23 protein-coding genes and 1 pseudogene are annotated in these 23,355 nt (G+C 36.9%); 13 read left to right on the top strand and 11 right to left on the bottom strand.

Translation table 11 applies throughout. From position 1 onward, the window contains the following. Positions 1–115 precede the first annotated feature (115 nt). Positions 116–418 (top strand): metal-sulfur cluster assembly factor, encoded by a 303-nt coding sequence (locus FACI_RS04415; protein ID WP_009886928.1) that lies wholly within the window; start codon positions 116–118, stop codon positions 416–418. Between the two features lie 62 nt (positions 419–480). Continuing rightward, positions 481–1,035 carry a TATA-box-binding protein gene (locus FACI_RS04420; protein WP_009886929.1) on the top strand — a complete coding sequence of 185 codons (555 nt, stop codon included), beginning with the start codon at positions 481–483 and terminating at the stop codon, positions 1,033–1,035. Here the strand turns inward: FACI_RS04420 and truD are convergent. From truD to guaB, 3 genes are all read right to left on the bottom strand, one after another. Beyond that, entirely contained in the window at positions 1,027–2,271 is a 1,245-nt protein-coding gene (gene truD / locus FACI_RS04425; RefSeq protein ID WP_009886930.1) for a tRNA pseudouridine(13) synthase TruD, read from the bottom strand. The genes FACI_RS04420 and truD overlap by 9 nt on opposite strands. Positions 2,272–2,345: 74 nt before the next feature. Beyond that, entirely contained in the window at positions 2,346–2,603 is a 258-nt protein-coding gene (locus tag FACI_RS04430) for a hypothetical protein (RefSeq protein WP_009886931.1), read from the bottom strand. A gap of 124 nt (positions 2,604–2,727) precedes the next feature. Next, the gene (gene guaB, locus FACI_RS04435; RefSeq protein WP_009886932.1) at positions 2,728–4,185 is read right to left on the bottom strand and encodes an IMP dehydrogenase; all 1,458 of its coding nucleotides are present in this window, start codon (positions 4,183–4,185) and stop codon (positions 2,728–2,730) included. Positions 4,186–4,305: 120 nt separating this feature from the next. Here guaB and FACI_RS04440 point away from each other — a divergent pair, with 120 nt between their 5' ends. Continuing rightward, a complete protein-coding gene (locus FACI_RS04440) occupies positions 4,306–5,709 on the top strand; it encodes a DNA-directed DNA polymerase II small subunit (RefSeq protein ID WP_009886933.1) in 1,404 nt (467 codons plus the stop codon). On the opposite strand, the gene FACI_RS04445 is transcribed toward FACI_RS04440, so the two are convergent. After that, positions 5,704–6,045 carry a hypothetical protein gene (locus FACI_RS04445; RefSeq protein ID WP_009886934.1) on the bottom strand — a complete coding sequence of 114 codons (342 nt, stop codon included), beginning with the start codon at positions 6,043–6,045 and terminating at the stop codon, positions 5,704–5,706. The genes FACI_RS04440 and FACI_RS04445 overlap by 6 nt on opposite strands. Positions 6,046–6,178: 133 nt before the next feature. Here FACI_RS04445 and FACI_RS04450 point away from each other — a divergent pair, with 133 nt between their 5' ends. Beyond that, the gene (locus FACI_RS04450) at positions 6,179–6,730 is read left to right on the top strand and encodes a hypothetical protein (protein WP_009886935.1); all 552 of its coding nucleotides are present in this window, start codon (positions 6,179–6,181) and stop codon (positions 6,728–6,730) included. A gap of 238 nt (positions 6,731–6,968) precedes the next feature. On the opposite strand, the gene FACI_RS04455 is transcribed toward FACI_RS04450, so the two are convergent. Further along, positions 6,969–8,078 carry an MFS transporter gene (locus FACI_RS04455; RefSeq protein ID WP_009886936.1) on the bottom strand — a complete coding sequence of 370 codons (1,110 nt, stop codon included), beginning with the start codon at positions 8,076–8,078 and terminating at the stop codon, positions 6,969–6,971. A 373-nt stretch (positions 8,079–8,451) separates the two neighbouring features. On the opposite strand from FACI_RS04455, the gene FACI_RS04460 reads away from it, so the two are divergent. Further along, a complete protein-coding gene (locus FACI_RS04460; RefSeq protein ID WP_009886937.1) occupies positions 8,452–9,702 on the top strand; it encodes a 3-isopropylmalate dehydratase large subunit in 1,251 nt (416 codons plus the stop codon). Beyond that, on the top strand, positions 9,695–10,198 hold the full coding sequence (locus FACI_RS04465; protein ID WP_009886938.1) for a LeuD/DmdB family oxidoreductase small subunit: 504 nt from the start codon (positions 9,695–9,697) through the stop codon (positions 10,196–10,198). Before FACI_RS04460 ends, FACI_RS04465 begins: the two co-directional genes overlap by 8 nt. Here the strand turns inward: FACI_RS04465 and FACI_RS04470 are convergent. The 4 genes from FACI_RS04470 to FACI_RS04485 form a co-directional block, all read right to left on the bottom strand. Beyond that, on the bottom strand, positions 10,193–11,362 hold the full coding sequence (locus FACI_RS04470; protein ID WP_009886939.1) for an MFS transporter: 1,170 nt from the start codon (positions 11,360–11,362) through the stop codon (positions 10,193–10,195). The two genes, FACI_RS04465 and FACI_RS04470, sit on opposite strands and share 6 nt — an antisense overlap. 529 nt (positions 11,363–11,891) lie before the next feature. Continuing rightward, positions 11,892–12,500, bottom strand: coding sequence for a hypothetical protein (locus FACI_RS04475; RefSeq protein WP_019841529.1), 609 nt, complete (start codon positions 12,498–12,500; stop codon positions 11,892–11,894). A 5-nt stretch (positions 12,501–12,505) separates the two neighbouring features. Further along, complete coding sequence (locus tag FACI_RS04480) at positions 12,506–14,014, bottom strand: hypothetical protein (protein WP_009886941.1); 1,509 nt, start codon at positions 14,012–14,014, stop codon at positions 12,506–12,508. A 416-nt stretch (positions 14,015–14,430) separates the two neighbouring features. After that, positions 14,431–15,120, bottom strand: coding sequence for a metallophosphoesterase family protein (locus FACI_RS04485; RefSeq protein ID WP_048074048.1), 690 nt, complete (start codon positions 15,118–15,120; stop codon positions 14,431–14,433). Positions 15,121–15,207: 87 nt separating this feature from the next. Between FACI_RS04485 and FACI_RS04490 the strand changes: the two genes are divergently transcribed. Together FACI_RS04490 and FACI_RS04495 are read left to right on the top strand one after the other, a co-directional pair. Then, positions 15,208–15,525, top strand: coding sequence for an ArsR/SmtB family transcription factor (locus FACI_RS04490; RefSeq protein WP_009886943.1), 318 nt, complete (start codon positions 15,208–15,210; stop codon positions 15,523–15,525). After that, positions 15,522–16,811, top strand: a complete 1,290-nt coding sequence (locus FACI_RS04495) for an arsenic transporter (RefSeq protein ID WP_009886944.1) — start codon at positions 15,522–15,524, stop codon at positions 16,809–16,811. Before FACI_RS04490 ends, FACI_RS04495 begins: the two co-directional genes overlap by 4 nt. Positions 16,812–16,844: 33 nt before the next feature. Here the strand turns inward: FACI_RS04495 and lysS are convergent. Continuing rightward, positions 16,845–17,915: pseudogene (gene lysS / locus FACI_RS04500) on the bottom strand (homocitrate synthase); the annotation flags it as partial. A 109-nt stretch (positions 17,916–18,024) separates the two neighbouring features. On the opposite strand from lysS, the gene FACI_RS04505 reads away from it, so the two are divergent. From FACI_RS04505 to FACI_RS04520, 4 genes are read left to right on the top strand one after another with little or no spacing between them, the layout of a single operon-like run. Then, on the top strand, positions 18,025–18,996 hold the full coding sequence (locus tag FACI_RS04505; protein WP_009886946.1) for a BadF/BadG/BcrA/BcrD ATPase family protein: 972 nt from the start codon (positions 18,025–18,027) through the stop codon (positions 18,994–18,996). A 51-nt stretch (positions 18,997–19,047) separates the two neighbouring features. Beyond that, on the top strand, positions 19,048–19,464 hold the full coding sequence (locus tag FACI_RS09775; protein WP_009886947.1) for a PadR family transcriptional regulator: 417 nt from the start codon (positions 19,048–19,050) through the stop codon (positions 19,462–19,464). A gap of 5 nt (positions 19,465–19,469) precedes the next feature. Beyond that, positions 19,470–20,453: a daunorubicin resistance protein DrrA family ABC transporter ATP-binding protein gene (locus FACI_RS04515; RefSeq protein WP_009886948.1), complete on the top strand. Its 984-nt coding sequence runs from the start codon at positions 19,470–19,472 to the stop codon at positions 20,451–20,453. A 1-nt stretch (position 20,454) separates the two neighbouring features. Then, positions 20,455–21,258: an ABC transporter permease gene (locus tag FACI_RS04520; RefSeq protein ID WP_009886949.1), complete on the top strand. Its 804-nt coding sequence runs from the start codon at positions 20,455–20,457 to the stop codon at positions 21,256–21,258. On the opposite strand, the gene pyrH is transcribed toward FACI_RS04520, so the two are convergent. Further along, on the bottom strand, positions 21,259–21,936 hold the full coding sequence (pyrH, locus tag FACI_RS04525; protein ID WP_009886950.1) for a UMP kinase: 678 nt from the start codon (positions 21,934–21,936) through the stop codon (positions 21,259–21,261). It lies immediately after the preceding gene. A 42-nt stretch (positions 21,937–21,978) separates the two neighbouring features. Here pyrH and prf1 point away from each other — a divergent pair, with 42 nt between their 5' ends. Continuing rightward, the gene (prf1, locus tag FACI_RS04530; protein ID WP_019841537.1) at positions 21,979–23,217 is read left to right on the top strand and encodes a peptide chain release factor aRF-1; all 1,239 of its coding nucleotides are present in this window, start codon (positions 21,979–21,981) and stop codon (positions 23,215–23,217) included. Positions 23,218–23,355: the final 138 nt, after the last annotated feature.

A 23,355-nucleotide genomic window follows, 5' to 3' on the forward strand; every position in this document is an offset into this window, starting at 1 on the left:
AAGCATTATTAATAAATTTGCCCTGCAAAGTTTATGGCGGTTAATTTATGGCATTGTTATTGTTAACTTTAAACATTAAATAATGTTTAAATAGCCATTTACAATAGATTATATTATGGTAACCAAAGAAGAAGTTCTTGAAGCGTTAAAAGAGGTATCAGACCCTGAAATAGGGATGGATGTGGTCAACCTTGGTTTAGTTTACGATGTTGAAATTACAGATGGCAACAGGGTTTACATAAAAATGACTATGACCGCCCCAACATGCCCTGTGACACCGTGGATTTTATCAGAAGCACAAAAATCAGTTGAAAACCTTGCAGATGTGGAGGCAGCAGATATAGAACTCGTATGGGATCCGCAATGGAACCCGGAAATGATGACGGATTACGCCAAAGAACAATTAAATATGTATTGAATAAAAATGGTATATAAATTAAAAGCTTTATATACCCTTTAAATATAAACATATTGATTAATATGAGCGAAATGGAGAAAATAACCATAGAAAATATAGTTGCATCAACTTCACTGGCGGAACATTTAGACTTAAGCCGCATTGCATTGGCCCTGGAAGGTTCAGAATATGAACCGGAACAATTCCCTGGATTGATATACAGGTTAAAAGACCCGAAAACAGCGGTACTGATTTTTAGAAGCGGGAAAGTAAACTGCACAGGCGCAAAAAATCTTGAAAATGTCAAGAAGACCATAGATATCATTATTGACAAACTGAAAAAAGCTAAAATAGAGGTATATGACAATCCCGATATTATAGTTCAAAATATTGTTGCAGTATATGACCTTGAATCAGACCTTAACCTTACAGATATAGCAATGTCCCTTGGCCTGGAAAATGTTGAATACGAACCGGAGCAGTTCCCCGGGCTTGTATACAGGGTTGAGGAGCCAAAGGTTGTACTGCTACTCTTTGGTTCCGGTAAAGTTGTATGTACCGGTGCAAAGGAAGAGAGCGAAATAGAACAGGCAGTAATAAAGGTTAAGAAAGAACTTCAGAAAGTCGGATTAATTTAAATCGCCTTTAATAAGTTCTCTTAACAGGGAAGTTGCATAAATGCCCTTTCCCAGAGAGAAATTTATTCTATTTTTTTCTATTATTTTGAAATCTACTGGAAGCACAGACATTATTCTATAATCGCCGGATGAACCCAGTCTCCTATCAGAACTCAAATTGAAATCCTTTTTCTCTATTCCTTCCTCCGCCATTATTCTGCTTTCTATTTCTCCTTCAATGCCTGAAGATAGTTCCGTTGAATAGCCAATTAAGGGTATAACTGTCCGGATCCTGTTTTCACTGGAAAGCTTGTTGAGTTTTTCAATATTATATGAAGATGCACGTATTAACTGGCTGCGATCCGGGTTAAAATACCTGTCAACGGGATAAAGCAAATCCCCTTCCAGGACTTTATGCATGCTTCCGGCATATTTCATCCTGTCAGAGAGTATTCTGTTAAAAAGATATGACTGGTAAGCATGTATGAATAACATAGATAGGTTTCTGGGAAATACGCTGAATGCGTTTTTATATGTATTTTCCCTTATAATATAACCCAGCAATGAGCGTTCAAATGTCAGGTATTCAGGAAACTCTTTTATTGCCCTTTTCGCATCCCCGGTCTCTCCGAATGTTCTTCTGTAATCCTCCCGGTCAAATTCGGGATCATAAATATATGTTTTAACAGCATCTTCATATTTATTCTGTACCAGCAGTTTACCAATTTTATGGGTATTTGCCCTTATGCTGCCAAATCTCTGGTACCCATAAAAATTTGGGAATCCTCCATTTTTAACTATGCTCTCCACGGTCTCCCCTATTTTCTGTGTATTATCATCAGTAGATTGTATGCTTATTATGAATTCATTCCCCAGTAAATCGCCCAGTTTAACCAGTTTATCTGTACGGAAGGATGAAATAATCTCGGCATCCTTTATAGATATATTATTGATTTGCTGATTTTCCGGCATATTGATGCAGAAGTACTGTGTTGTTATGCCTATTTTATCCTTGGTCCCTGCATATGTTATCCTTTTATTGCTTATATGCAACTGATCTGCCAGGTACATCAAAAATTTATTGGTATCCCAGTTCCGCAGGCGCACCTTTAATATGGTATACTTGCCATTATTGTTTTCAGGAATTGTTACAGGTATCTCATTTACAATAAAACTTTCCGGATCATATTTAATATTACCATCAATGCCAGGAGTATCAGTAGAATATCCATTAATGCCTATGATGCTATCTTCCATGAGACCATATAACCTGAAGATATAATAATAAGCCGGAGTTTAACCTAAAAACAACTGTCATATGTTTAATTTTATTAACAGGGATTCCTGGCATAATAATAAACACGTTCCAGAAGGCCATTCTGTACTTTTTTTATGCCCAGTTTATTGCTATCCACCATTTCGTTAAGAAGAAATTCCAGTTCATTTTCAACAAGTATCTGGGCTCCTATTTTTAAATAACCTGCCTTAGAATTATCCGATGTGCTGTATTTTCCTATCATCTTATCGGCAATTTGATCCTGTGTCATTTCTGTATTTCCAAGTATTTCAAGGACGTTTTCACAATCCATATAAATAGTAGATTATTAAAGGTTATAAAAGGTTTTCAATGTGAACAATTATGTACACAATCTGCTGAAATATGATGTAACAGATAAAGCATATGGTATATAAATATAAAAAAATAATTATGTTTCAGTAGATGCCAGAATTCTGGTAATTTGGAGGTTCTGAAACAATGCGTATGTCATGGGGGTGGCTTTCCCTTAATCCACTATTGGTGATTTTTATAAATACTGCTTTTTTCTTTAACTCCTCCAGATTTTCTGCACCAAGGTATCCCATGCCGGTCTTTATTCCACCAACGAACTGGAACAGGTTTTCGGAAACTTTGCCCCTGTATGGTACTGAACCTTCCACGCCCTCGGCTATGAACTCATTTGTCCCGAGTTTTTCATATCTATCTGATTTTCCGGCCTTTATGGCGCCTATTGACCCCATTCCCCTGTATGCCTTGTATTTCCTGCCATTTATTATCATTTCTGTACCCGGGCTCTCCTCTGTGCCTGCAAGCAGTGACCCGAGCATAACGGTGGAAGCTCCAGCCGCCAGTGCCTTTATCATATCTCCTGAATACCTTATTCCACCATCAGCTATTACAGGAATTCCATGTTCGCTGGCAACGTCCGCAACATCTGATATGGCAGTTAGCTGTGGAATCCCTACACCTGCAACTATCCTGGTTGTGCATATTGAACCGGGGCCTATGCCAACCCTTAAACCATCAACGCCAAGTGAGATTAGATCCTCCGCAGCCTCCGCTGTTGCAATATTGCCTGCTATTATGTCTATATGGATTGCATTTCTTATCTTTTTAAGGGATGAGAGGACATTTTTATTATGGGCGTGGGCTGTATCTATTACCAGAAAATCAGATCCTGCGTTTTCAAGATTGATAGCCCTATCTATATCGTATGCCCCTATAGCTGCACCCACCATGAGCTGGCCCTGTTCGTCCCTTGATGCATTGGGGAATTTTTCCCTGGTCTTTATGTCTTTAGCTGTTATTAGCCCGACCAGCCTTCCCTTAGAGTCCACAAGTGGTAGCTTTTCAACCCTGTTTTTATAAAGTATAAACTTTGCATCTTCTATTGAAACGTTCTCATCAGCAGTAATTACGTCCTTTGTCATTATATCCTTTACTGTGCCTTCCGACTCTGAAAATTCAAGGTCTCTCTTGGTTAAAATCCCTATTAGCTTTCCGGAAGCTACAACGGGCAAACCGGCAATATTTTTTGTTTTCATGAGAGTTCTGGCTACATTTACAGGAGTATCAGAAGCTATTGAAAAAACGTCCCTGATTATAATGCTCTCCTCTTTCTTAACCTTCTTAACCATCTCAACCTGTTCATTCGCTGACATATTGCGGTGAATGACACCAATAGCCCCATATCTTGCCATTGCAATTGCCATTGACTCCTCTGTTACTGTATCCATGGGCGAGCTCACAATCGGTATGCCAATGCTGATATGCCGCGAAAATTTGCTTGATACATTTGCGTTTTTAGGTTCTATTGATGAATGCAATGGTTTTAAAAGTACATCGTCAAAAGTATAGCCCTCTGTAATATTTTGGAATTTTTCTCTAAACATGTCAAGTTAAGACTTACACAGTATTTAAGATTATTTATAATTCAACATTATTTTCTGTTAGTACATACATTGAAATTATAAAAACAATAAAAATTATAGCAAAGATGTATTATTGATGTAATGGACCTGATAGAGAATCGCAAAGAAGTGCTGGTGTATTTCCAGTCGAAAGGCATCATGGTGACAAAGAAAGCACTTGATGTGATACTGGATTCCAGCATGGGGGAGCTATTGCCTAAAATGGTCACGCAGGAAGTACTTGACACAGGCTTTCTTACCGAAAACGATGTGATAAAATTAATAAGAAGCCCACAGCGCAAGAAAATGGATTTCGAGGTATATATACCGGACATAAAAGCCCATAGCTCTGTTGAAGATTTCCGGGAAATGTTTATGGACCGCTATGAAAGGCTTAAGAAAATAATAGTGCAATCATCTGAAATGAGGGGAACATACACCATCAAAAGCGCAAAAAAGGCCCAGGGCAAGGTAAAAATTGTTGGCATGGTTTCCGAGGTAAGTACAACTAAAAACGGCCATAAAAGGCTATTGCTTGAAGACCTTGATGATAACATCAACGTTTTCCTTTTAAAAGGTAAGGGATTGAACAATGAACTGATACTTGAGGATGAAGTACTGGGGGTCATAGGGTCTGTAAGCAATACAGGCAAGGACCCGGTTCTGTTTGCTGATGAAATTATACGGCCGGACATACCTTATAAATTAATAGATGAACAGAAAAAAGACCCTGTTTTTGTGGCATCATTATCAGACATACATGTGGGTAGCAAGACCTTCAGGCAAAACGATTTTATGAAAATGATTTCCTGGATAAAAGCATCTGAAGAAGAGGCGTCAAAGCTCAAATATCTGATACTTAGCGGCGATGTTGTGGATGGAATTGGAGTATATCCCGGGCAGGATAAAGACCTGGAGATATTGAATCCATATGAGCAATACGAAAAACTCGCAGAATATGTAAATATGGTTCCGGATGACGTGAATGTATTTATTATGCCTGGAAACCATGATATTGTCAGGCTTGCAGAGCCACAACCGGTATTTTCACAGAAAATAAAGAATTTCTTTAATGACAATGTAACATTGCTACCAAATCCATACAATTTGGTTCTTGAAAATAAAAATGTCCTGGTTTACCATGGCATGTCGCTCAACGATATGATAGAGCTGGTTCCTGGAGCCAGTTATGCAAGCGTAGGGTCTTCAATAGAAGAACTATTAAAAAGAAGGCACCTGGCTCCAGTATATGGTGGAAAAACACCCATAATACCTTCAAAAAGAGATTACCATGTAATTGATCAGGTGCCGGATATTTTCATTACCGGGCATATACATTCATTCTCACAGGGAAGCTATCGTGGAGTGCGCTATATCAATGCATCAACATGGCAGTCCCAGACAGATTACCAGAAAATGATGAATTTTTCCCCCAATCCCTCTATAATGACGTTATTTGATCTAAATTCAAAAACACAGATTATAAAGGATTTTAAAGAATCATAGGGTACTTTTAATTATTTCTTCTATTTCCTTTTTGAAGGTGTTCATAAAATCGTTCAGTGCTTCCTGTTTTATTCCATTAGGGGCACTGACTAGGCCGATTTTGGCTGTAACCTTTGCCATTTTTGCCAGGGAATCGTATTCCTTTATTTTAGCCTCCATAAATTCTTCTATTACCTCACTTATCTGCTTTTTGAGGTCTTCGTCCTCGTTAATTTTCTTCCTTATATATTCCTTAACCAGGTCCTTGAAAATGTCACGGATAGCTTCAAAATACATTTCTTCAGAAGGAGCGGAATTTATAATATTATTCAGGTATTCATTTACGTCTTTTTTCATAACACATTAATTGCTATCAGTAATTAAAGTTTAACCTATATTAAATCTACCAGAATTGATAGCCATAATTCCAGTTATCCTGAATATCATATATTGCCAAAAGTGTTATATAAATATATATCCTTCATGTCTTATGAATAAAAAGATACTGGCAATAGGAATTGTTATGATCATATTAGGCATAGCAATGGCGGCCGGGGGGACTGAGTATTTTGAGAGTTCTTTTAACAGTGTATCAAATTCACATTATACATACAATGCAACAACTGCATTAAATGTTTCAAATCCAATCCATATTAAAACAGGGTATCTTGTTCTTATTGAGGGCAGTGTGGGAGATTCCGGGCTGGTAACAAATTCCAATCTGTCAATGGTTACCAATTTAACGGCACTTAAATCCCACGAAGAAAAGGTAACAGATTCATCCGATGGGATAGAGCTATTTTTAGGATTGCCTGCCGGTACCTATAATTATGTTTATGCTAATAATACAACATCCACTGCACCTACATACGGCTATATAACAGGAGGGCAATTTGATACCATGGCTGGTCTGGCAGTTGGTGGAGTACTTATCGGAATAATAGGATTTATTGTAATGATATACGGTGCAATTAAAAAGGAAAAGCCAAAAAACCCATATGCCGCTGATGATCCTTACAACATAGACAACATAAAACTGTAACGTTCCTACCGGCTAAAATGGAGCTATGCTGCTATTAGCCAGATATACACGGTGCTATATCATGGCATATGTTTACGATATAAAATATCATAAATGCGTTCTATTTCATTGTTTCTATTATCACTTCAATATTTATTATATATCGCCTGCAATTTTTTTGTAGCATACTTTTGATATGGAAGAAAAATAAAAATTATGAAATGAAGTAAAATTATTATAATAAAATATCCTGTAAACTTCAATGGATGGAAAATAATTTCTTTATGCTCTTAGACCCCGAACCGTGTTTCCCGAATTCGATAGAATAGAATAATAAAAGGAAAATAGCCGCAACAAAAACGGCTATGGCTGAGTTGAGCGCTTCATTGCCGATTGTCAGGACAACAGGAAATATAAAACCTGCCACTGCCGAGAAATTCATGCTGGGGCCGATCTTATTTGCATCTATATCCATATTTCTGCTTATTATGGGCAGAAGTGAATTAACACCCAGGCCAAAAGCAGTAAAGAGCACAGCAAACACAATGTTCGTTGTAGCGAAAAATATAATTCCGCTAATTGCAACTATTATCAGGGATGAAAACAATGTTTTCTTCAGGGAAAAACGGATTATAAGGGCAGGCAGGAGCAGATATGCAAATACAGCAATAGAATATGCAATTATAGATTCCGTAAAGGATGATGGGCCCAGGTAAGAGGGAACTACTTCAAGAACATAAGCAGGAGTGAATCCCAGTAAGAATACAAGGAATACCTTGATTGAAAAATCAAAATGGAACTTTTTCAACATTGGAGATATAACATTGTGTTTTCTGGAAAACAGCAACGCCGGTGCAAATACTATGCCTGCAATAGAAACCAGTTCCCATGACCCTAAAATCATGAAGAATATGGCGCCCATCAACCATCCTATAGCCCAGCCTCCCATTGTAAGCCCTATAATTTTTCTATCTCCTGTAATTGATGAGACTTCTATAGCTGCTGAAGTGGCCAATCCAAAAAATATGCCTATTATAAACCGGCTAGCAAAGAGTTCAATGAATGTTGTTTCATACCCCATTATAAATGATATTATTGCCATTGAGGTTATTGCAAGCAATGCCAGCCTGGGAACTCCTATTTTTCCAACATAGGAATACACAAATGGGGTTACCATCCTTCCAATAAATGGAATTCCAAGAAGAATAAATGATTCAATATAGGTGAAATGCAATGTATTTACTATATCATTGATGAAAAATGCGAAATCCATCAAAAAGAATGTAGCTACAGAATAAGAAAATATTGGCAGAATTTTATTGAATTCTTTTCCCGATATCCCAATATTATTTATGTGTAAATTTAACATATACTACGAAATTCGAGATTAATATTTATACGTTATTCATTATATTATTATTTATATATCATAACTACAAATTAAACATGGTGTATTGTATCCTGTTTATTAGTAATGGTTTGCATAAACTACTTCTATATTAAAAAATATAGCATATAATATTTGCTCGAGAATTATGAGACAGGTAACAATTCGATTACGGGGAATACCCGTTTATCTGGTTCTCTACAAACAATGAAATCGCAGGTTGAAAAAATAAATGATGAAACGGTAAATTAAGAGTTAATAAATAATATTACATAAATTTATATACAATTTGCGTAATTCGTATTTTCTATACTATAATAGTAATAAATTTATAATAAGTCAATATAAAGTGAAAATGAATATTGTAGAAAAAATTCTTTTCAACCATTCAGCAGAGCCGGTAAATAATATTTCGCCCGGAGATATAGTAACGGTGAACGTTGATAGGACAATAATTGTAGACATGGCTGCTCTTCACCCTGAATTCATTGAGAATCCTCCGGTAAAACCATTTAATCCTGAAAAAATCTCACTGGTGTTTGACCATTATGTTCCAGCTCCCGGCATAGAAATTGCAAACAGGGTGAACAGGCTCAGGAAACTGGTCAACAGATGGGGCATAACGGATTTTTATGATGTTGGCAGAGGAGGCATTTCACATGTGCTTGGAGGGGAAAAAGGCTGGTTCAGGCCTGGAAGCTTAATAGCCAATACTGATTCCCATACAATAGCAACAGGCGCTTTCAATACCCTTGGAAGGGGGCTGGGAACCCCGGAGATCATGAACATTATAGCTACAGGCAAAACATGGTTTCTCCTGGGGGAAACACTGAAGGTGAATCTGGAAAACAGCATGAGGTTAGGCACTTCAGCAAAAGATGTGTTTTTTTATATGGCGTCTGTGATCGGCGATGTGCCTAACAAAAATATTGAATTTTTAGGAAATGGCATATATTCCCTGAACATAGACCAGAGAAGCTCCATATCAACAATGTGTGCTGAAGTAAGTGCCGAATTTGCTGTGTTTCCGGAGGATAAAGTATTGAGGCAATATATGGTTGAACGTGGATATGGCAATTATAGACCGGCCGCACCGGATAGGGATGCAGAATATGTAAATGAAGTAAACATAGATATGGGAAAAATAGAGCCAATGGTTGCATTGCCTGACAGGATTATTAATAATGTTAAACCGGTATCAGAAATCGGGAAAGTAGAAATAGATGTGGCTGTGGTCGGTTCATGTGCCAATGGGCGCCTCTCGGATTTACGGGATGTTGCGGAAGCAGTAAAGAATAAAAAAATTAATGATAATGTAAGATTCATAGTGACTCCGGCATCAAAGGAAATATATGAGGAGGCTTTAAAGCTCGGGTATATAGATACAATAATAAAATCAAATGCTATGGTTACCAATCCCACATGCGGTGCATGCCTGGGTGGGCATATGGGTGTTGTAGGAAATGGGGATACTGTTTTGAGTTCTACAACACGGAACTTCAAGGGAAGAATGGGTGCCGGTGGTGCCAGGATATACCTTGCATCCGCTAGGTCTGTGGCTATTTCTGCTATAAATGGGTATATTTCAGGTGGTTTCAATGAATAAAATAGAAGGAAAAGCATGGATCTTTGGAGATGATATCAATACTGATTTGATGTATCCACAGATATGTTATACATTACCAGAGAAAGAAAAACCCCATCATGCCATGGAGGCGAACCGCCCGGGCTGGGCTTCTTCAGTCCGCAACAGCGACATAATTATTGCAGGGAAAAATTTTGGCACCGGTTCAAGCAGGCCCGCAGCCGACAATATAAAGAATCTTGGCATAAGCTGTGTTCTTGCGGAATCATTAAATGGGTTATTTCTGAGAAATTCTGTTAACTCTGGATTGCCTTCGCTTGAAGTGCATGGAATTTCAGGAATTGTAAAGGAGGGTAATATTGTTGCCATTGACTTTAGCAGCAATACTGTTATGGATAAAGAAACAGGAAAAGTAATGAAGTTCAAACCATTGCCTGCATTTCTCATGGAAATAATTGATAATGGTGGAATAATAAATATATTGAAAAATAAAGGTTTGCTCGGCCCGCCATTATGATGGCACAACCTTTATCAGGTTGCCCTTTGCCAGGAATATTAAAGGCACAAATATTAATCCCAGTATGCCCATGGATACCCATGCAAGCTCATAATTATACTGTGATACAATTATTGTAAAAATGATAGGGACTGCAACCGCTACCAGAAGTTGCAGGGTATTTACAAAGGAAAGTGTGAGGGATACCAGGTCCCTCCTGGCTAGATACCTTACAAGGGTATATGTTATGGACATCCCGTATACGGTAATCATGCCCATTGCAATAGCTATAATTATAATAAATATGTAATAATGAACAAAACCGATCAAAATCAGGAGTAGGGAAAGTACGATATTTATTGCCAGGAACGTCCCGATCTTGTATTTAGTCCTTGAAAAATGGTATCCCCCAAGAACTCCGCCTAAGAAGCCGATAAGAAGGTATAATGAAGATATGCTGCCAGCCAGGTCTATACTATACTTGATGGATTCCAGGTAATACACAAAAAATTGGCCCAGTATGGTTTCGGCCACCATTGCTGCTATTCCTATAAAAGCTACCAGAATAATTATCCTGTTTGAGAATACTTTCTTAAAGCTGGCAAATATATCGGATTTGTTTGTTTTTATGTTTTCTATATTCCTGAATAGAAAAACCAGGACAAAAAATAATGCAAGTGTGAGAACGCCTGCTATTATAAAGGGGATTCTGTATCCCATATACTGGTCAAGGATTGCCCAGCCTATAATTCCTACTCCACCGCCCACATTGAATGCGCCGTTATAAATTCCTATATGGAACGCGTATTTGTTTTCCGGTACAATGGATGCAAGAAGGCTTAAAGCCGGAGAGAAGAAGAGCGCAGCCGATAGGCCTGCAAAGAATCTTGAGACTATTAACTCGGTAAAGTTTACCGAAAGCCCTGATGTTATTGCAAAAATAGATACAAAGAGCAGCCCGATAAGCGATGTTGTCTTATCGCCTATATATGATGAAAGGTAGCCACCCAGAACCTGGAATACTGCAATTCCCACATAAAATGCGGTTACAAGTGTTCCAAGCTCAACAACAGTGAGGTTCATATCTGTTTTTATGTATTCCAGTGCTGGAGCCATGTCCATCCAGTTAAGGGCATATAATGCCCTGGCAGTGTGAACTAGCCCGGCTCTGGTACCATAATTCATCCACCATTATTAATATCACATTTATAAATCCATCTAACAGTTTAAAAACGTTCTGATATGTATATGGCGATATGATTGGAGTAGTGGCATTTATCAGGAATTTTTCGATCTAAAATCAATAAAATAATTAAATCATCTAATGTTGATTGCTAACTACTTTAAGGTCAAGCAGTGAGGCTTATACTTGCCGTCTTTCTTTTTACAAAGAAATTAAAGCGGGCCTATTGGCTGGTTGGCAGGATACCTGTCCCTAATATTCATGTGGTGCAATGCAATTTACTTCTCTATTGAAAACGTAGGGAATATATTTAAACCTTAACTCATCATTTTCTGTGGAATATGTTATTCTAAATTTCATGTTTTATTATTTCAATATTACCAATTTTCCTGTGGTTTTTATTAATTGTGATATCACTAAATATGCAGTGTTATGGGAGATAACGGCCTTAAAATCTATTAACAGGTTCGCAGAAAACCGGCGAGCCCGGGGAAATGAAAGTTAAATTAAATATAGGGGGTTCCGGTATTCTCAGAGGTGGGTACCAACTTGTGATACTGTGTTGTTATACAGGGAGGGCCTGGATTCTAAAGTATAATTATAATTGAAAGTAATTGGTTTTCCAGTGAAATGGTATATCCAGACATTGTATACCGGCACTATATTAAATGAAACGTATATTGAATTATTGTCTGAAGAATGAAACACAGTGCATAAACTCCATTCAATGGTTTTATTATTCCATGTGTAAGCTGCTGGCTTGTTGAATAACCCTGGAAAATTATTTAACTTAAGATTAATATTTTTTATTTCAATGGCCGTTGATGTTAATGGAAAATTTAGTGTTTGATTGAGTTTGTATACCTGTATATTGCCTATATAACCACTCTCGCCTGTTGTATATATCTGTGGTATATACCAGTATTCAATAACATATTCTACTTTAGATTTTCCATATGTTAAATTAACGTATTTTAATTCATAAGTTATATTCTTAGCTATGCAATTTTTTAGCTGTTTCTGATCTATTGTTGTTTTTATATTTGTTTTTGGCTCTGTTTCAAAATTGTAACCTGTAAATGATATAATTATAATAATTACGATTAATATTACTAAATATTTAATTGTAGATTTTCTCATATTTATCACGTGCTTGAATACTGTTCAAGATCAAAGTTTTCACTTATCTGTGCTTTATATTGCTGGTTTTCAAATTCTACTGGTTTCATATCACTGTTAGTTATTGTAAATGTGCTTGTATAGGTCATTGGGTCTGTATAGGGATTAGTGTGTGTTCCGTATGGCTGTTGAAAATGAAATTCTAAGCAGTCTCCAAATTCATGTACATCATATGTATGGTATTCGGGTATGAATCCATACAGATAAGTCCAGTAACTAAGTGTTATTGGATTCCAGTAAACACCGGCTTTTGCTGATGTAGTTGTACCGCCGTTTGCTGTGATTTGATATCCATTGGTCACATCTCCGGCGGAAACATCACTACTTGATGAGAACAATGATGACAGATTTGGGATCGATATTCCTTCAATAGCCAATATGGAATTAAGGAAGAAAAATGCCGCATTTATAGCACTTTGTATTTTTGGGCAAGATTGTTCTTCATGATATTGAAGAGCACTATAATAATTCCTTTCCACAAAATTACTATTCCCCCCATTACTATCAACGATTTTTTGTTCTATGCAATTGACATCATATGAAGATGATGTTGGGCTGAATGTGGTATCTATTTCTACATAAGCTTTTGTAGAATCGGCATACAAAGTACTTCCAGTTTGTGCCGTTTCTGTTATTACGCCAATTTCCTTACCATTTGAATTAAACAGGCATGCGCCCGTACTTATGCCTGTTGTTATAGTGCCATAAGTGACAACATTAGAACCCCCATAGGTTTCTATTACAGGGTCTATGGTATATGTTTCATTTTTTGTTAATATTACATTATATGCCATGTTTAGAACAGCATAACTATTATCTTTCATTATTGTTGTGTGTAAAGGAAATGAAGCCGAAGGATTTATCATTACATTGTTGAATGATAAGCTATTGTATGGATTTTTTATATTGATTAAATTAATATATTTGTTGTTTGCGTAAACATTACTGAATTCATTATTTATATTATGGTTATTTTCCATTATATTACTGGACGGCAACATTAAATTGAATTGCACTGTATAATTGCCTGTTGTATTTTTTAAATTTTTAATCGTTATATCTGCATGCACACTGTTATTATAGAATAAATAAATATACGCTACTTTTATAGATTTATCTTTTAATATTTCCACCGCAGAATTTTGAAATTTACTAACTATTTTTTTATTATCTATAATGTTTAATTTCTGGCTATTTGTATTATTTGATATGATCCATTGTGATGGGTAATACTGGTTATTTAATTTAATATAAGGATCATTGCCTGAAAATGTTACACCGTTATTATTAAAATCGTATGCTTTTCCGGCAGGCTTTATATTAAATACAGGTATTTTATTGATGCTATTACTGATGCTAGCTATCTCCGGCACGGATGATGCAATGTTTGTGTTATTGCTTATCGCAGGTGAAAAAGCCGTAAAAACAAAAATTAGTGCCATTGTTACACCTATTATTACCCTTTTCCTATTCATAATGATATTAATACATAAATATATATATATTTCAGTAACAATATTAATAAATAATTTATTATTTAATAATTTACCGGTCAATCTTTATATTAGTTTCCAGTATTTATACCTGATCATCTGCAATCTCATCAAAATTATATGAATTTGAATGCTATTTCCATGGGATTAATTATCAAATAATACACTTTCAATTAAAATTCCATAATTCCTGATAAAAACGGAATAAAAATATTATTATAAATTTTAAATCTATTACCTTTTAGGGAATATATCCGTACCAGATTGTTCATCTATCCATTCAGATGATGTAGAAACTTCCGAAATAGTTTCCTTTTATTATGTAAAATCTTATAAACCATGGATAGCTCTGTTTAGCTTGCCTATTATAGCATCCCTATTAGTTGGTTTTCTCTTCCTCATACATAATATTTCCTCAACTTTTCATATATATCCCTGTCGGGAATCGATGTTTTTAGCTTCTCCAGCATACTTTCAGCGTCATATGTGACCCTTTTAAATGAAATTGACATTGTTTCCGTGTCTATAACTGCATATGATGGCTTGCCGGTGAAATCCCTTGGCTGGCCAACGCTTCCCGGATTGATTATTTTATTGCGGTAAACCATCATAAAATGTGTGTGCCCTATGAGTATATAATCATGGTTATCAAAAAATGGCTTGTCCCTGAAAACCTTCTCAGCTTCGTTGGCAAACAGGTATCCATCAAGGTTGTTGTATGGCGACGCGTGTGCCATATAGAATTTCTTTCCATCTATTTCAGTGTCAGTATTTAATTTAAATGTTTTGAGAAGAGCCATATCATTTTTATCCAGTAATTTCATGCTTATATTGTCCCTTGTGTAATCACTGAGTTCAAGCATATCGAAGGAACAGTTGCAGGATGAACCGGTGAGCACTGCATTATCATGATTTCCAAGTATATTTATGTCGCTATTGGCCTTGAGGAAATCCAGAACCCTGTCCGGCTCCGGGCCATAATCCACAGCATCGCCTAAAAATATCATTTTATCATATTGTTCTTTATTATATACCGATTGTAGGGCATCAAAATTTCCGTGTATGTCAGATAATACCAGCAGTTTCATTCTTTTATATGGAATTAACATATTTAATTCTTATGTAAATAATTACATATGAAATATTATTTATATATACATTTAATATCTTGCCAGATGGAAAAAATCAGGGATGTTAACATATATAAAATGCTATCAGACGAAATAAGGCTGCATATTATGAAATTATTATCTGAAAAAGATATGCCTGTGTCTGATATTGTCAACGCGCTTAATATTGAACAACCATTAGTATCCCATAAATTAAAAGAGCTCAGGGAAAATGGGCTGGCCATAAGCAGGAAGTCCGGGAAGAATATTATATACTCCATATCCGACACATTACTGGACGATGTTCTCCGTATTACTGAAAATGCAGGAAATAAATTAGATTTAGCATGCAATTGTGTAGAATGCGATAACAACGACAAATGACATTATTATTTTACCTGGCACTTCTCATATTCGCCATCACGCTGGTACTTGTACTTAAAAAGCCGAAAAATATAGGCATTGGATACTCTGCACTGGCAGGTGCAGTTGTTACCATTATCCTGGGAATTTCAACTTTGCATGATATAATAACAGTATGGGATATAGTCTGGAATGCCACTTTTACATTTATCTCTGTTATTATAATCTCACTGATACTGGATGAAGCAGGATTTTTTGAGTTTATTGCCTATAAAATGGCACTGTATTCAAAGGGAAATGGAAAGAAATTATTTATGCTTATAATTCTCCTGGGTTCCGGTATATCCGCAATTTTTGCAAATGATGGTACCGCGCTTATACTTACTCCTATAGTCTATGCAATCCTTTACAGGTCAAATTTCTCAAAAAACAGGATACTCCCGTTTATTATGGCAACAGGTTTTATTGCAGATACTGCCAGCATACCCTTTATTGTCAGCAACCTTGTTAACCTTGTAACTGCTGGATATTTCCATATAACGTTTTCAAGGTATACTGAAATTATGATCATCCCGGACATAGTATCTGTGGTCTCCAGCCTGTTTGTGCTGTATATATACTATCGCAAAAATATAAGGGATGATTTTCACACTGACCCTGCAGTAAAACCTTCTTCGTTCATAAAAGATAGAAGAATATTCCTGATGGCATTTCCAGCCACAGTACTCCTTATGGTTCTTTACTTTCTATCAGGGTTCATAGGAGTCCCAATTTCCTTTATTGCGATGCCTTTTGCCCTGATATTTTATATTGTTGCCAGACTTGGCGGGAGAATAGATGCAAACCATGTTATAAAAATTGCCCCGTGGCAGGTTGTTTTGTTTTCACTTGGAATGTACATAATAGTATTCGGCGTAAGCAGCAATGGGCTCGATTCTATATACATTGTTATATTGAATTACTTTTCCTCGCTCCCTGGCCCATTCCCCATAATTACAACAGGGTTCTTCTTTGCCATGAATGCGGCATTCATGAACAATATGCCATCGGTCATGATAGGCGATATAGCAATATCGGGGATAGCACATCCCGGATTGCTTATGTATGCCAATATAATAGGCAATGACATAGGGCCGAAATTTACGCCTATAGGGTCACTTGCCACACTTCTATGGCTATATACCCTTGAAAGGAAAAATTCCATAAAGATTTCCTTCTCCTATTATATGAAAACGGGGTTTATCCTTGCTGTGCCTGTACTGTTTTTTACACTGCTTTCACTTTACATAATGTCTTTGATTGTCTGAATTTGCTATTTCTTTCAGGTCATCCTCACTGTAAACCATATTATTATTCTTAATTTTCTCCAGCATATATGATATTTTATTATCATCTGCGTTGATTCCCATATTTGCCAGCTTTTCACGCAGTGCGTGTTTTCCTGAATATTTGTCTATGGTGAAAGAATGCTGCAAGCCAAGCCTTGAAGGATCCATGAACTCATATGTTCCTGGATTTCTTATTATTCCGTCTACATGCACCCCCGATTTATGTGTAAAGGCAGTGGATCCGGTTACCGGATAATTAGGTGGCATTGTAATTCCACTGTATTTTTCAATAAGTTCAGAAAGAGGTTTAAGTGAAAGAAGGTTTATGGCATCCACACCTAAATGGTAATTCAACAGCACACCAAGAGCCTGTGTCGGGATTATTCCAACCCTTTCACCCAGGCCGTTAACAGTGGAATGTATGATGGTAGCGCCGGATTCTGCAGCAGCCAGTCCATTTGCAAGTGCCATTCCCATGTCATTGTGCCCGTGGAAATCGTATTCAACACCTTTTATATCACTTAAATTATTGAATATATATGCCGTTTTCTCCGGGGTCAGTATTCCAAGAGTATCTGCTATTGAAACCCTGTCTGCCCCTGCATCCACGGCTGTCCTTACCACATTCCTTAAAAAGTTTATATCTGTCCTTGAAGCATCCTCTGCGGTAAATCTTACGGGTATCCCTGTCGAGGAAGCATAACTTATTGAATCATATATTATATCCAGTGCCTCTGTGCGGCTCCTGTGTGTTTTGTTATCAAGATGTATATCGCTTACTCCATAGAATATTGCTATCCTATCAACGCCAAGTGAGGCTGCAGAATCGATATCAGAATTGACGGCACGGCTGTGTGCAATTATCTCTGAATTGATCATCCCGGAAGCTTTCATATCCATTATTTCTTTTATAGCAGAGTAAATATCAGGCGAGACCAGTGGGTGACCTGCTTCAATCATTGCAACATGTGCATCTGATAGAAGTTGCGCAATTTCTATTCGCTGATTTTTATTGAAAAGCACCCCGGGAGTTTGTTCACCCTCCCTGAGTGTTGAATCCAGTATTCCAACTTTTAAAGGCATAGTGTTCTATATGCTCATTTAATAAATAAAATTTTCGTATTATTTCTACTAATTTCGTAAATTATGTGATAATACAAAATCTTTTTAAATGCTATTTGCTCATGGACGTATGATACTTTCAGTAGATGGTGGAGGAACAAAAACTGCCGCCATAATAGTGGATGAGAAGAATTACAGACTTGCTGGATTTGGAGTTGCCGGCCCGAGCAATGTCCGCAGTGTTACAGCATCAACTTCAAGAAAAAATATTTTAAAAGCTATTAAAAATGCTGAAAAGATGGCTGGAAGCGTTTCCATCACCGGTTCTATTTATGGAATAGCTGGATATGGCGATTCTATTGCATACACAGAGGAGATTAAATCAATTGTAAAGTCTATTGAAGCCATATCCGATGGAAAAGCTGTAATAACAAATGATGGAGAGGCTGCAGTATACCTTGTTACAATGGGCGATGATGGAATAGTTACTGCACTGGGCACCGGTTCCGTTGGAGCTTATATTAAAGATGGGAAAGTTAACAGGATTGGCGGATGGAGTTACCTTACGGATGATGTTGCTTCCGGTTACTGGATTGCAAGGAATGGAATAGAAATGGCTGAAAAAAGCTATGATGGCATTATAGGAAAAACATCACTTATTGAGAAATTGCAGGAACATTTCAAACTTCCGCTCCGTGACCTTGTTGCCGATCTGGAAGCGCATTTTAATAAAAGAGTCATGGCTTCACTGGCAATGGATGTCGACACAGAGGCTGAAAAGGGCGATAAGATTTCAGAGAATGTGCTTTACATGGCTTTTAACGAGATAAAATTAATGATAGATGGTATGAAAAAAAATTTTGAAAAGCCGGTGGCGGTGGGATCCATAGGAGGGGTTATGCAATCCAGAACAATAAGGGAACTGCTTCACCGGGAGTATAATGGAATTAAAATTTTTTATGGGTATCATGTTGCAATAGGGAATGCTATGAGGTTGCTTGGCTCCAGAAGCAGTGAAGTGAGAGATTCCTTTGTATCACAGATGGAAGAGAAAATCGATTTGCTTTCACATAAAGAAAGAGAGCTGCTTTTTATTAAGTAATATCTTTTTCTAAAAAGATACATATATATACACTTTCAATATTATAGATTCATGAGATACCATTTATCTGATATGCTTATACTTGAACAGGTTTCAGAAAGCCCTAAAAAACCTTACAGAATCATAAAAGGCATAGTGGGAAAATTTGATATTGAGTATAAACCCAGCACAGGTATGATATATCCAGCAATAGACAGGTTATTAAAAGCCGGGTATATAAAAAAAACTATGGATGGATATATAATAACAGAAGAAGGAAAAAAATACAGGTCAAACAACCGGGAAAACTATGAAAAGCTTATATCGAATTTTATGGATAATAAACTATTCTTCAGAAATCTAAGAAAGGCTGTACGTGATTTGATTTCCACAATAAAGGAATCAGACAAAAGCTATATAAGGGAAAATCAGGAAACTATTATAGAAGAGATAGGCGAAATTTCAAGAAAAATTAAAAATAAGGAGTGAATAATATGGATTATAGCATAGAAATAGACAAATTGACAAAGATATTTAACGGAAAAGTTACTGCTGTCGATAACGTCAGCTTGAAAATAGGATCAGGGCAGATATACGGCCTGCTCGGGCAAAACGGGGCAGGAAAATCAACATTAATTAAAATGCTTACAGGCAGCCTGACTCCAACATCCGGTACAGCTAAAATTGCCGGATTAGATTTAACAAAGGACTCAATGAAAATAAGAAAGATTACCGGTGTGGTGCCACAGGATCTTACAACGGATGGAGACCTAAGCGGGAGGGAGAACCTTAAATTGATTGCAGATTTATACGGCATACCGAAAAAAGAGGCCCTTGAAAGAATAGATGTTCTTCTCCATATGGTTGATTTATATGATGTTCGGGACAGGCATGCTGAGAATTATTCTGGCGGCATGAGAAAAAGGCTCGAACTTGCATGTGGATTAATGAATACACCAGAGGTATTATTTCTGGACGAACCCACACTGGGGCTGGATGTTACCACAAGGGAAAACCTCTGGAAATATATCCGGTCGGTACAGAAAGAATTCCATATAACCATAATATTGACATCCCATTATCTGGATGAGGTGGACGCACTTGCAAATGAATTATCCATAATAGACCATGGAAAAATAATAATTTCGGGTACATCAGATGAGTTAAAGAAGAGCCTTAAGGGTGATATTATAACATTAAAAGTAAAAAATGATGATGAATACAGCAAACTGGAAAAATTCCCGGAATCACTTGAAATAAAACGTATGGAAACGGGAGATGTGAGGATGAAGGTAAACAATTCAGATGAAGTGCTGCCAAAGCTTATGAAGTTCCTGGGGGAAAATGAAATTTCTCCAGAAGCTATAAGCATACGCAAACCGTCACTTGATGAGGTATTTATCGAGTATACCGGAAGAAATATAAATTCTGAAGCGGGAAACACCGATTATGCAAAATTAATGATGGGGAGGAGATAAAATGGGTGGCTTGATACCTTTAACTATAAGGGATCTGAAAAGATGGTACAGGAACCCTATATCCGCTGTGGTTGGTGTGATTCAGCCTATATTCTGGATTGTGCTGTTCGGCAGTGCCTTTGATATTGCAAAATTTGGTGGGCCTGCAAGTTCTGCGTTCTTTGAGGGGGCGCCAAACTATATAACATATCTTATGGGAGGAATATTGACAATTATAGGGCTGTTTACGGGTATGTTCTCAGGAATTAACATAATATGGGACAGAAGGCTTGGAATACTGCAGAGGTTCCTTATAGCACCCATAAATAGGGCATCTATAGTATTTTCCAGGATCCTCTCATCGGTGGCAAGAATACTTGTCCAGATTGTAATACTATTCGTCGTTGCCTTCCTGATACCGGATGGGTTGAAAATTGAACATGGGTTTACAGCTATGGATGCTGTAGTGCTTGTTTCAGCAGTATTGATGATATCGTTTATATTTTCATCCCTGTTCAGCATCATAGCAGTCAGGACAACAAAAATGGAGTCCGTATTTGGAATAGTAAATCTGATAAACCTGCCACTTATGTTTGCCAGTTTCGCAATGTTTCCACCTGACCTTATGGCTGGCTGGTTGGAAAATGTTGCCAGGTATAACCCCGTATCATGGTCCGCACAGTCCATAAGAATGGTGATAATAAACGGTACATTAAGTGCGAGTGAAGCCCACACAGTACTTCTTTACATGATGGGATTGCTGGCATTGACTGTCTTTATGCTGGTACTTACCTATGTGATATCCAACAAAGAAATACGTGGATAATCAGGAAATTACTGTACCACCACATTTTTCATTATACAATATATTTTTATATTCATTTAAATCAAACCCGTTTATAACAAATATTTTTATTCCAGCCCTTTTTGCTATTGTTAATGATGTTATGTCCATAAACACATTTGTTCCTGCACCGGTAGAATTTTTAATGGATAATGAAATAGCCTCATTATAGGAAAGTTTTGAGAATTTCTTTGCATCATTATCGATTTTCGGGTCAGATGAGTAAACGCCATCAACAGATGTTGCATTTATAAGTACTTTTGAGCCGATTCTTTCTGCAAGAAGTGTTGATACAGTATCTGTAGTATGTCCAGGCTCTGTGCCACCCATTACAACATACCTGTAATTATGGAGCATTTCAGCAGCGTCGTTGATATTTGTGGGAATTTTAGAGTTTACGTCATCAAAGAATGTTGTCATCGCCAGGGCATTTATCCTGGTAGCGTTTATTCCGATTTCATCCAGTATATTATCGTTAACATTGTATTTCTTCAGGTCAGATATATATGTCCTGGCAAGCTTTCCACCACCCACCACAATGCCGAATTTGTCGTATGTGGAAATAGATTTCATTGTTTCTGAAAATTCTTCCATTAATTTAAGATTGAGCCTTTCCTTTGATATTATTGATCCACCCAGTGATATAACTACACTATTCATTTGATTTCATTAAGGTTAAATATTATTATAAAATTTTCTATAATGGATGATGAAGATTATAAACGCTATGAATTTAAAAAAGCCATGGAAGAGCTGTCTAAATTACATGGCCGTGGAACAGAATTAATATCACTTTACATCCCGCCAGACAAACAGATTTCTGATGTGGTACAGTATTTAAGGGAGGAGTTTTCCACTTCTTCAAACATTAAATCAAAAACAACCAGAAAAAATGTTCTGGGGGCTATTGAGTCTATAATGTCCAGGCTAAAATATTATAAACAGCCACCTGAACACGGGCTTGTGTTTTTTGTCGGCCATGTCGCAACGCGAGGTGACCAGACAGAGATGTATACAAAGATAATAGAACCTCCACAGGCTATACAGACCTTTTTATATAAGTGTGATTCGAGCTTCCATCTGGAGCAGCTAACAGACCAGTTGAAAGAAAAGGAATTATACGGGCTTATAGTAATAGACAGAAAAGAGGCAACTATCGGTTTCCTTCGAGGGACAAAAATAGATGTTGTTGACTATGAATATTCACTGGTTCCAAGCAAGCACCGACAGGGTGGACAGTCATCGCGAAGGTTCGAAAGGCTTATAGAAATTGCCGCAAATGAGTTTTTTAAAAAGATAGGGGATATAGCAAACAGTACATTTATGCCGGTTATAAAGGATGTAATAACCATATTTGTTGGCGGCCCTGGAGCAACAAAGGAGTATTTTATAGAGAAAGATTATCTGAGGAATGAAATAAAAGATAAGATAAAGGATCTATTTGATATAGGATACACAGATGAGTCAGGATTAAGGGAACTGGTAGAAAAGGCATCTGAATCAATAAAGGATATGAGGATAACACGGGAAAAGGACATTATAAACAGGTTTCTCAGGGAAATAAAAAAATCTGATGGTGGGCTTGGCGTATATGGTGAAGCTTCAATAATCAATGCTTTGAAAATGAAAAATATCGAATTGCTGATAGTATCAGATAGTATAAGAAAAATAAAATATTTTTATAAATGCCCTGTATGTGGTGCGGAGAAAACATTCACGGATGAGCCAACTGAAGAACCAGTATGCGACAATGATAACACCCCTATGAACTTCGAAAAGGAGGATGATTTCATAGAAGACCTCTATAAAATGGCGGAGGAATCAGGAACGAAGGTAGAAATGGTTTCAGAAGATAGCGATGAGGGAAGGTTATTAAAAACAGCATTTGGGGGATTGGCAGGAATATTAAGGTATGTTCCCGAAAACCAGTTAAACATATGAAGTGCCAGAAAACACAGCAATTATTGTGATGGAAATTATATCCATCCGGTTATTTTCTATATACTATTTGCATGCCATTGCTCCGGTGGAAATTTTCTATAAATCCTTTATTTCTATGCTTTATAAATCATATATGCC

Source organism: Ferroplasma acidarmanus Fer1 (assembly GCF_000152265.2).
In the GTDB taxonomy this organism is placed as follows: Archaea; Thermoplasmatota; Thermoplasmata; order Thermoplasmatales; family Thermoplasmataceae; genus Ferroplasma; species Ferroplasma acidiphilum.

Excerpts from the sequence above, each read along its gene's own strand:
- FACI_RS04415 (WP_009886928.1), top strand. The coding sequence starts at position 116 with ATGGTAACCAAAGAAGAAGTTCTTGAAGCGTTAAAAGAGGTATCAGAC.
- FACI_RS04420 (WP_009886929.1), top strand. The coding sequence starts at position 481 with ATGAGCGAAATGGAGAAAATAACCATAGAAAATATAGTTGCATCAACT.
- truD (WP_009886930.1), bottom strand. The coding sequence starts at position 2,271 with ATGGAAGATAGCATCATAGGCATTAATGGATATTCTACTGATACTCCT.
- FACI_RS04430 (WP_009886931.1), bottom strand. The coding sequence starts at position 2,603 with ATGGATTGTGAAAACGTCCTTGAAATACTTGGAAATACAGAAATGACA.
- guaB (WP_009886932.1), bottom strand. The coding sequence starts at position 4,185 with ATGTTTAGAGAAAAATTCCAAAATATTACAGAGGGCTATACTTTTGAC.
- FACI_RS04440 (WP_009886933.1), top strand. The coding sequence starts at position 4,306 with ATGGACCTGATAGAGAATCGCAAAGAAGTGCTGGTGTATTTCCAGTCG.
- FACI_RS04445 (WP_009886934.1), bottom strand. The coding sequence starts at position 6,045 with ATGAAAAAAGACGTAAATGAATACCTGAATAATATTATAAATTCCGCT.
- FACI_RS04450 (WP_009886935.1), top strand. The coding sequence starts at position 6,179 with ATGAATAAAAAGATACTGGCAATAGGAATTGTTATGATCATATTAGGC.
- FACI_RS04455 (WP_009886936.1), bottom strand. The coding sequence starts at position 8,078 with ATGTTAAATTTACACATAAATAATATTGGGATATCGGGAAAAGAATTC.
- FACI_RS04460 (WP_009886937.1), top strand. The coding sequence starts at position 8,452 with ATGAATATTGTAGAAAAAATTCTTTTCAACCATTCAGCAGAGCCGGTA.
- FACI_RS04465 (WP_009886938.1), top strand. The coding sequence starts at position 9,695 with ATGAATAAAATAGAAGGAAAAGCATGGATCTTTGGAGATGATATCAAT.
- FACI_RS04470 (WP_009886939.1), bottom strand. The coding sequence starts at position 11,362 with ATGAATTATGGTACCAGAGCCGGGCTAGTTCACACTGCCAGGGCATTA.
- FACI_RS04475 (WP_019841529.1), bottom strand. The coding sequence starts at position 12,500 with ATGAGAAAATCTACAATTAAATATTTAGTAATATTAATCGTAATTATT.
- FACI_RS04480 (WP_009886941.1), bottom strand. The coding sequence starts at position 14,014 with ATGAATAGGAAAAGGGTAATAATAGGTGTAACAATGGCACTAATTTTT.
- FACI_RS04485 (WP_048074048.1), bottom strand. The coding sequence starts at position 15,120 with ATGAAACTGCTGGTATTATCTGACATACACGGAAATTTTGATGCCCTA.
- FACI_RS04490 (WP_009886943.1), top strand. The coding sequence starts at position 15,208 with ATGGAAAAAATCAGGGATGTTAACATATATAAAATGCTATCAGACGAA.
- FACI_RS04495 (WP_009886944.1), top strand. The coding sequence starts at position 15,522 with ATGACATTATTATTTTACCTGGCACTTCTCATATTCGCCATCACGCTG.
- FACI_RS04505 (WP_009886946.1), top strand. The coding sequence starts at position 18,025 with ATGATACTTTCAGTAGATGGTGGAGGAACAAAAACTGCCGCCATAATA.
- FACI_RS09775 (WP_009886947.1), top strand. The coding sequence starts at position 19,048 with ATGAGATACCATTTATCTGATATGCTTATACTTGAACAGGTTTCAGAA.
- FACI_RS04515 (WP_009886948.1), top strand. The coding sequence starts at position 19,470 with ATGGATTATAGCATAGAAATAGACAAATTGACAAAGATATTTAACGGA.
- FACI_RS04520 (WP_009886949.1), top strand. The coding sequence starts at position 20,455 with ATGGGTGGCTTGATACCTTTAACTATAAGGGATCTGAAAAGATGGTAC.
- pyrH (WP_009886950.1), bottom strand. The coding sequence starts at position 21,936 with ATGAATAGTGTAGTTATATCACTGGGTGGATCAATAATATCAAAGGAA.
- prf1 (WP_019841537.1), top strand. The coding sequence starts at position 21,979 with ATGGATGATGAAGATTATAAACGCTATGAATTTAAAAAAGCCATGGAA.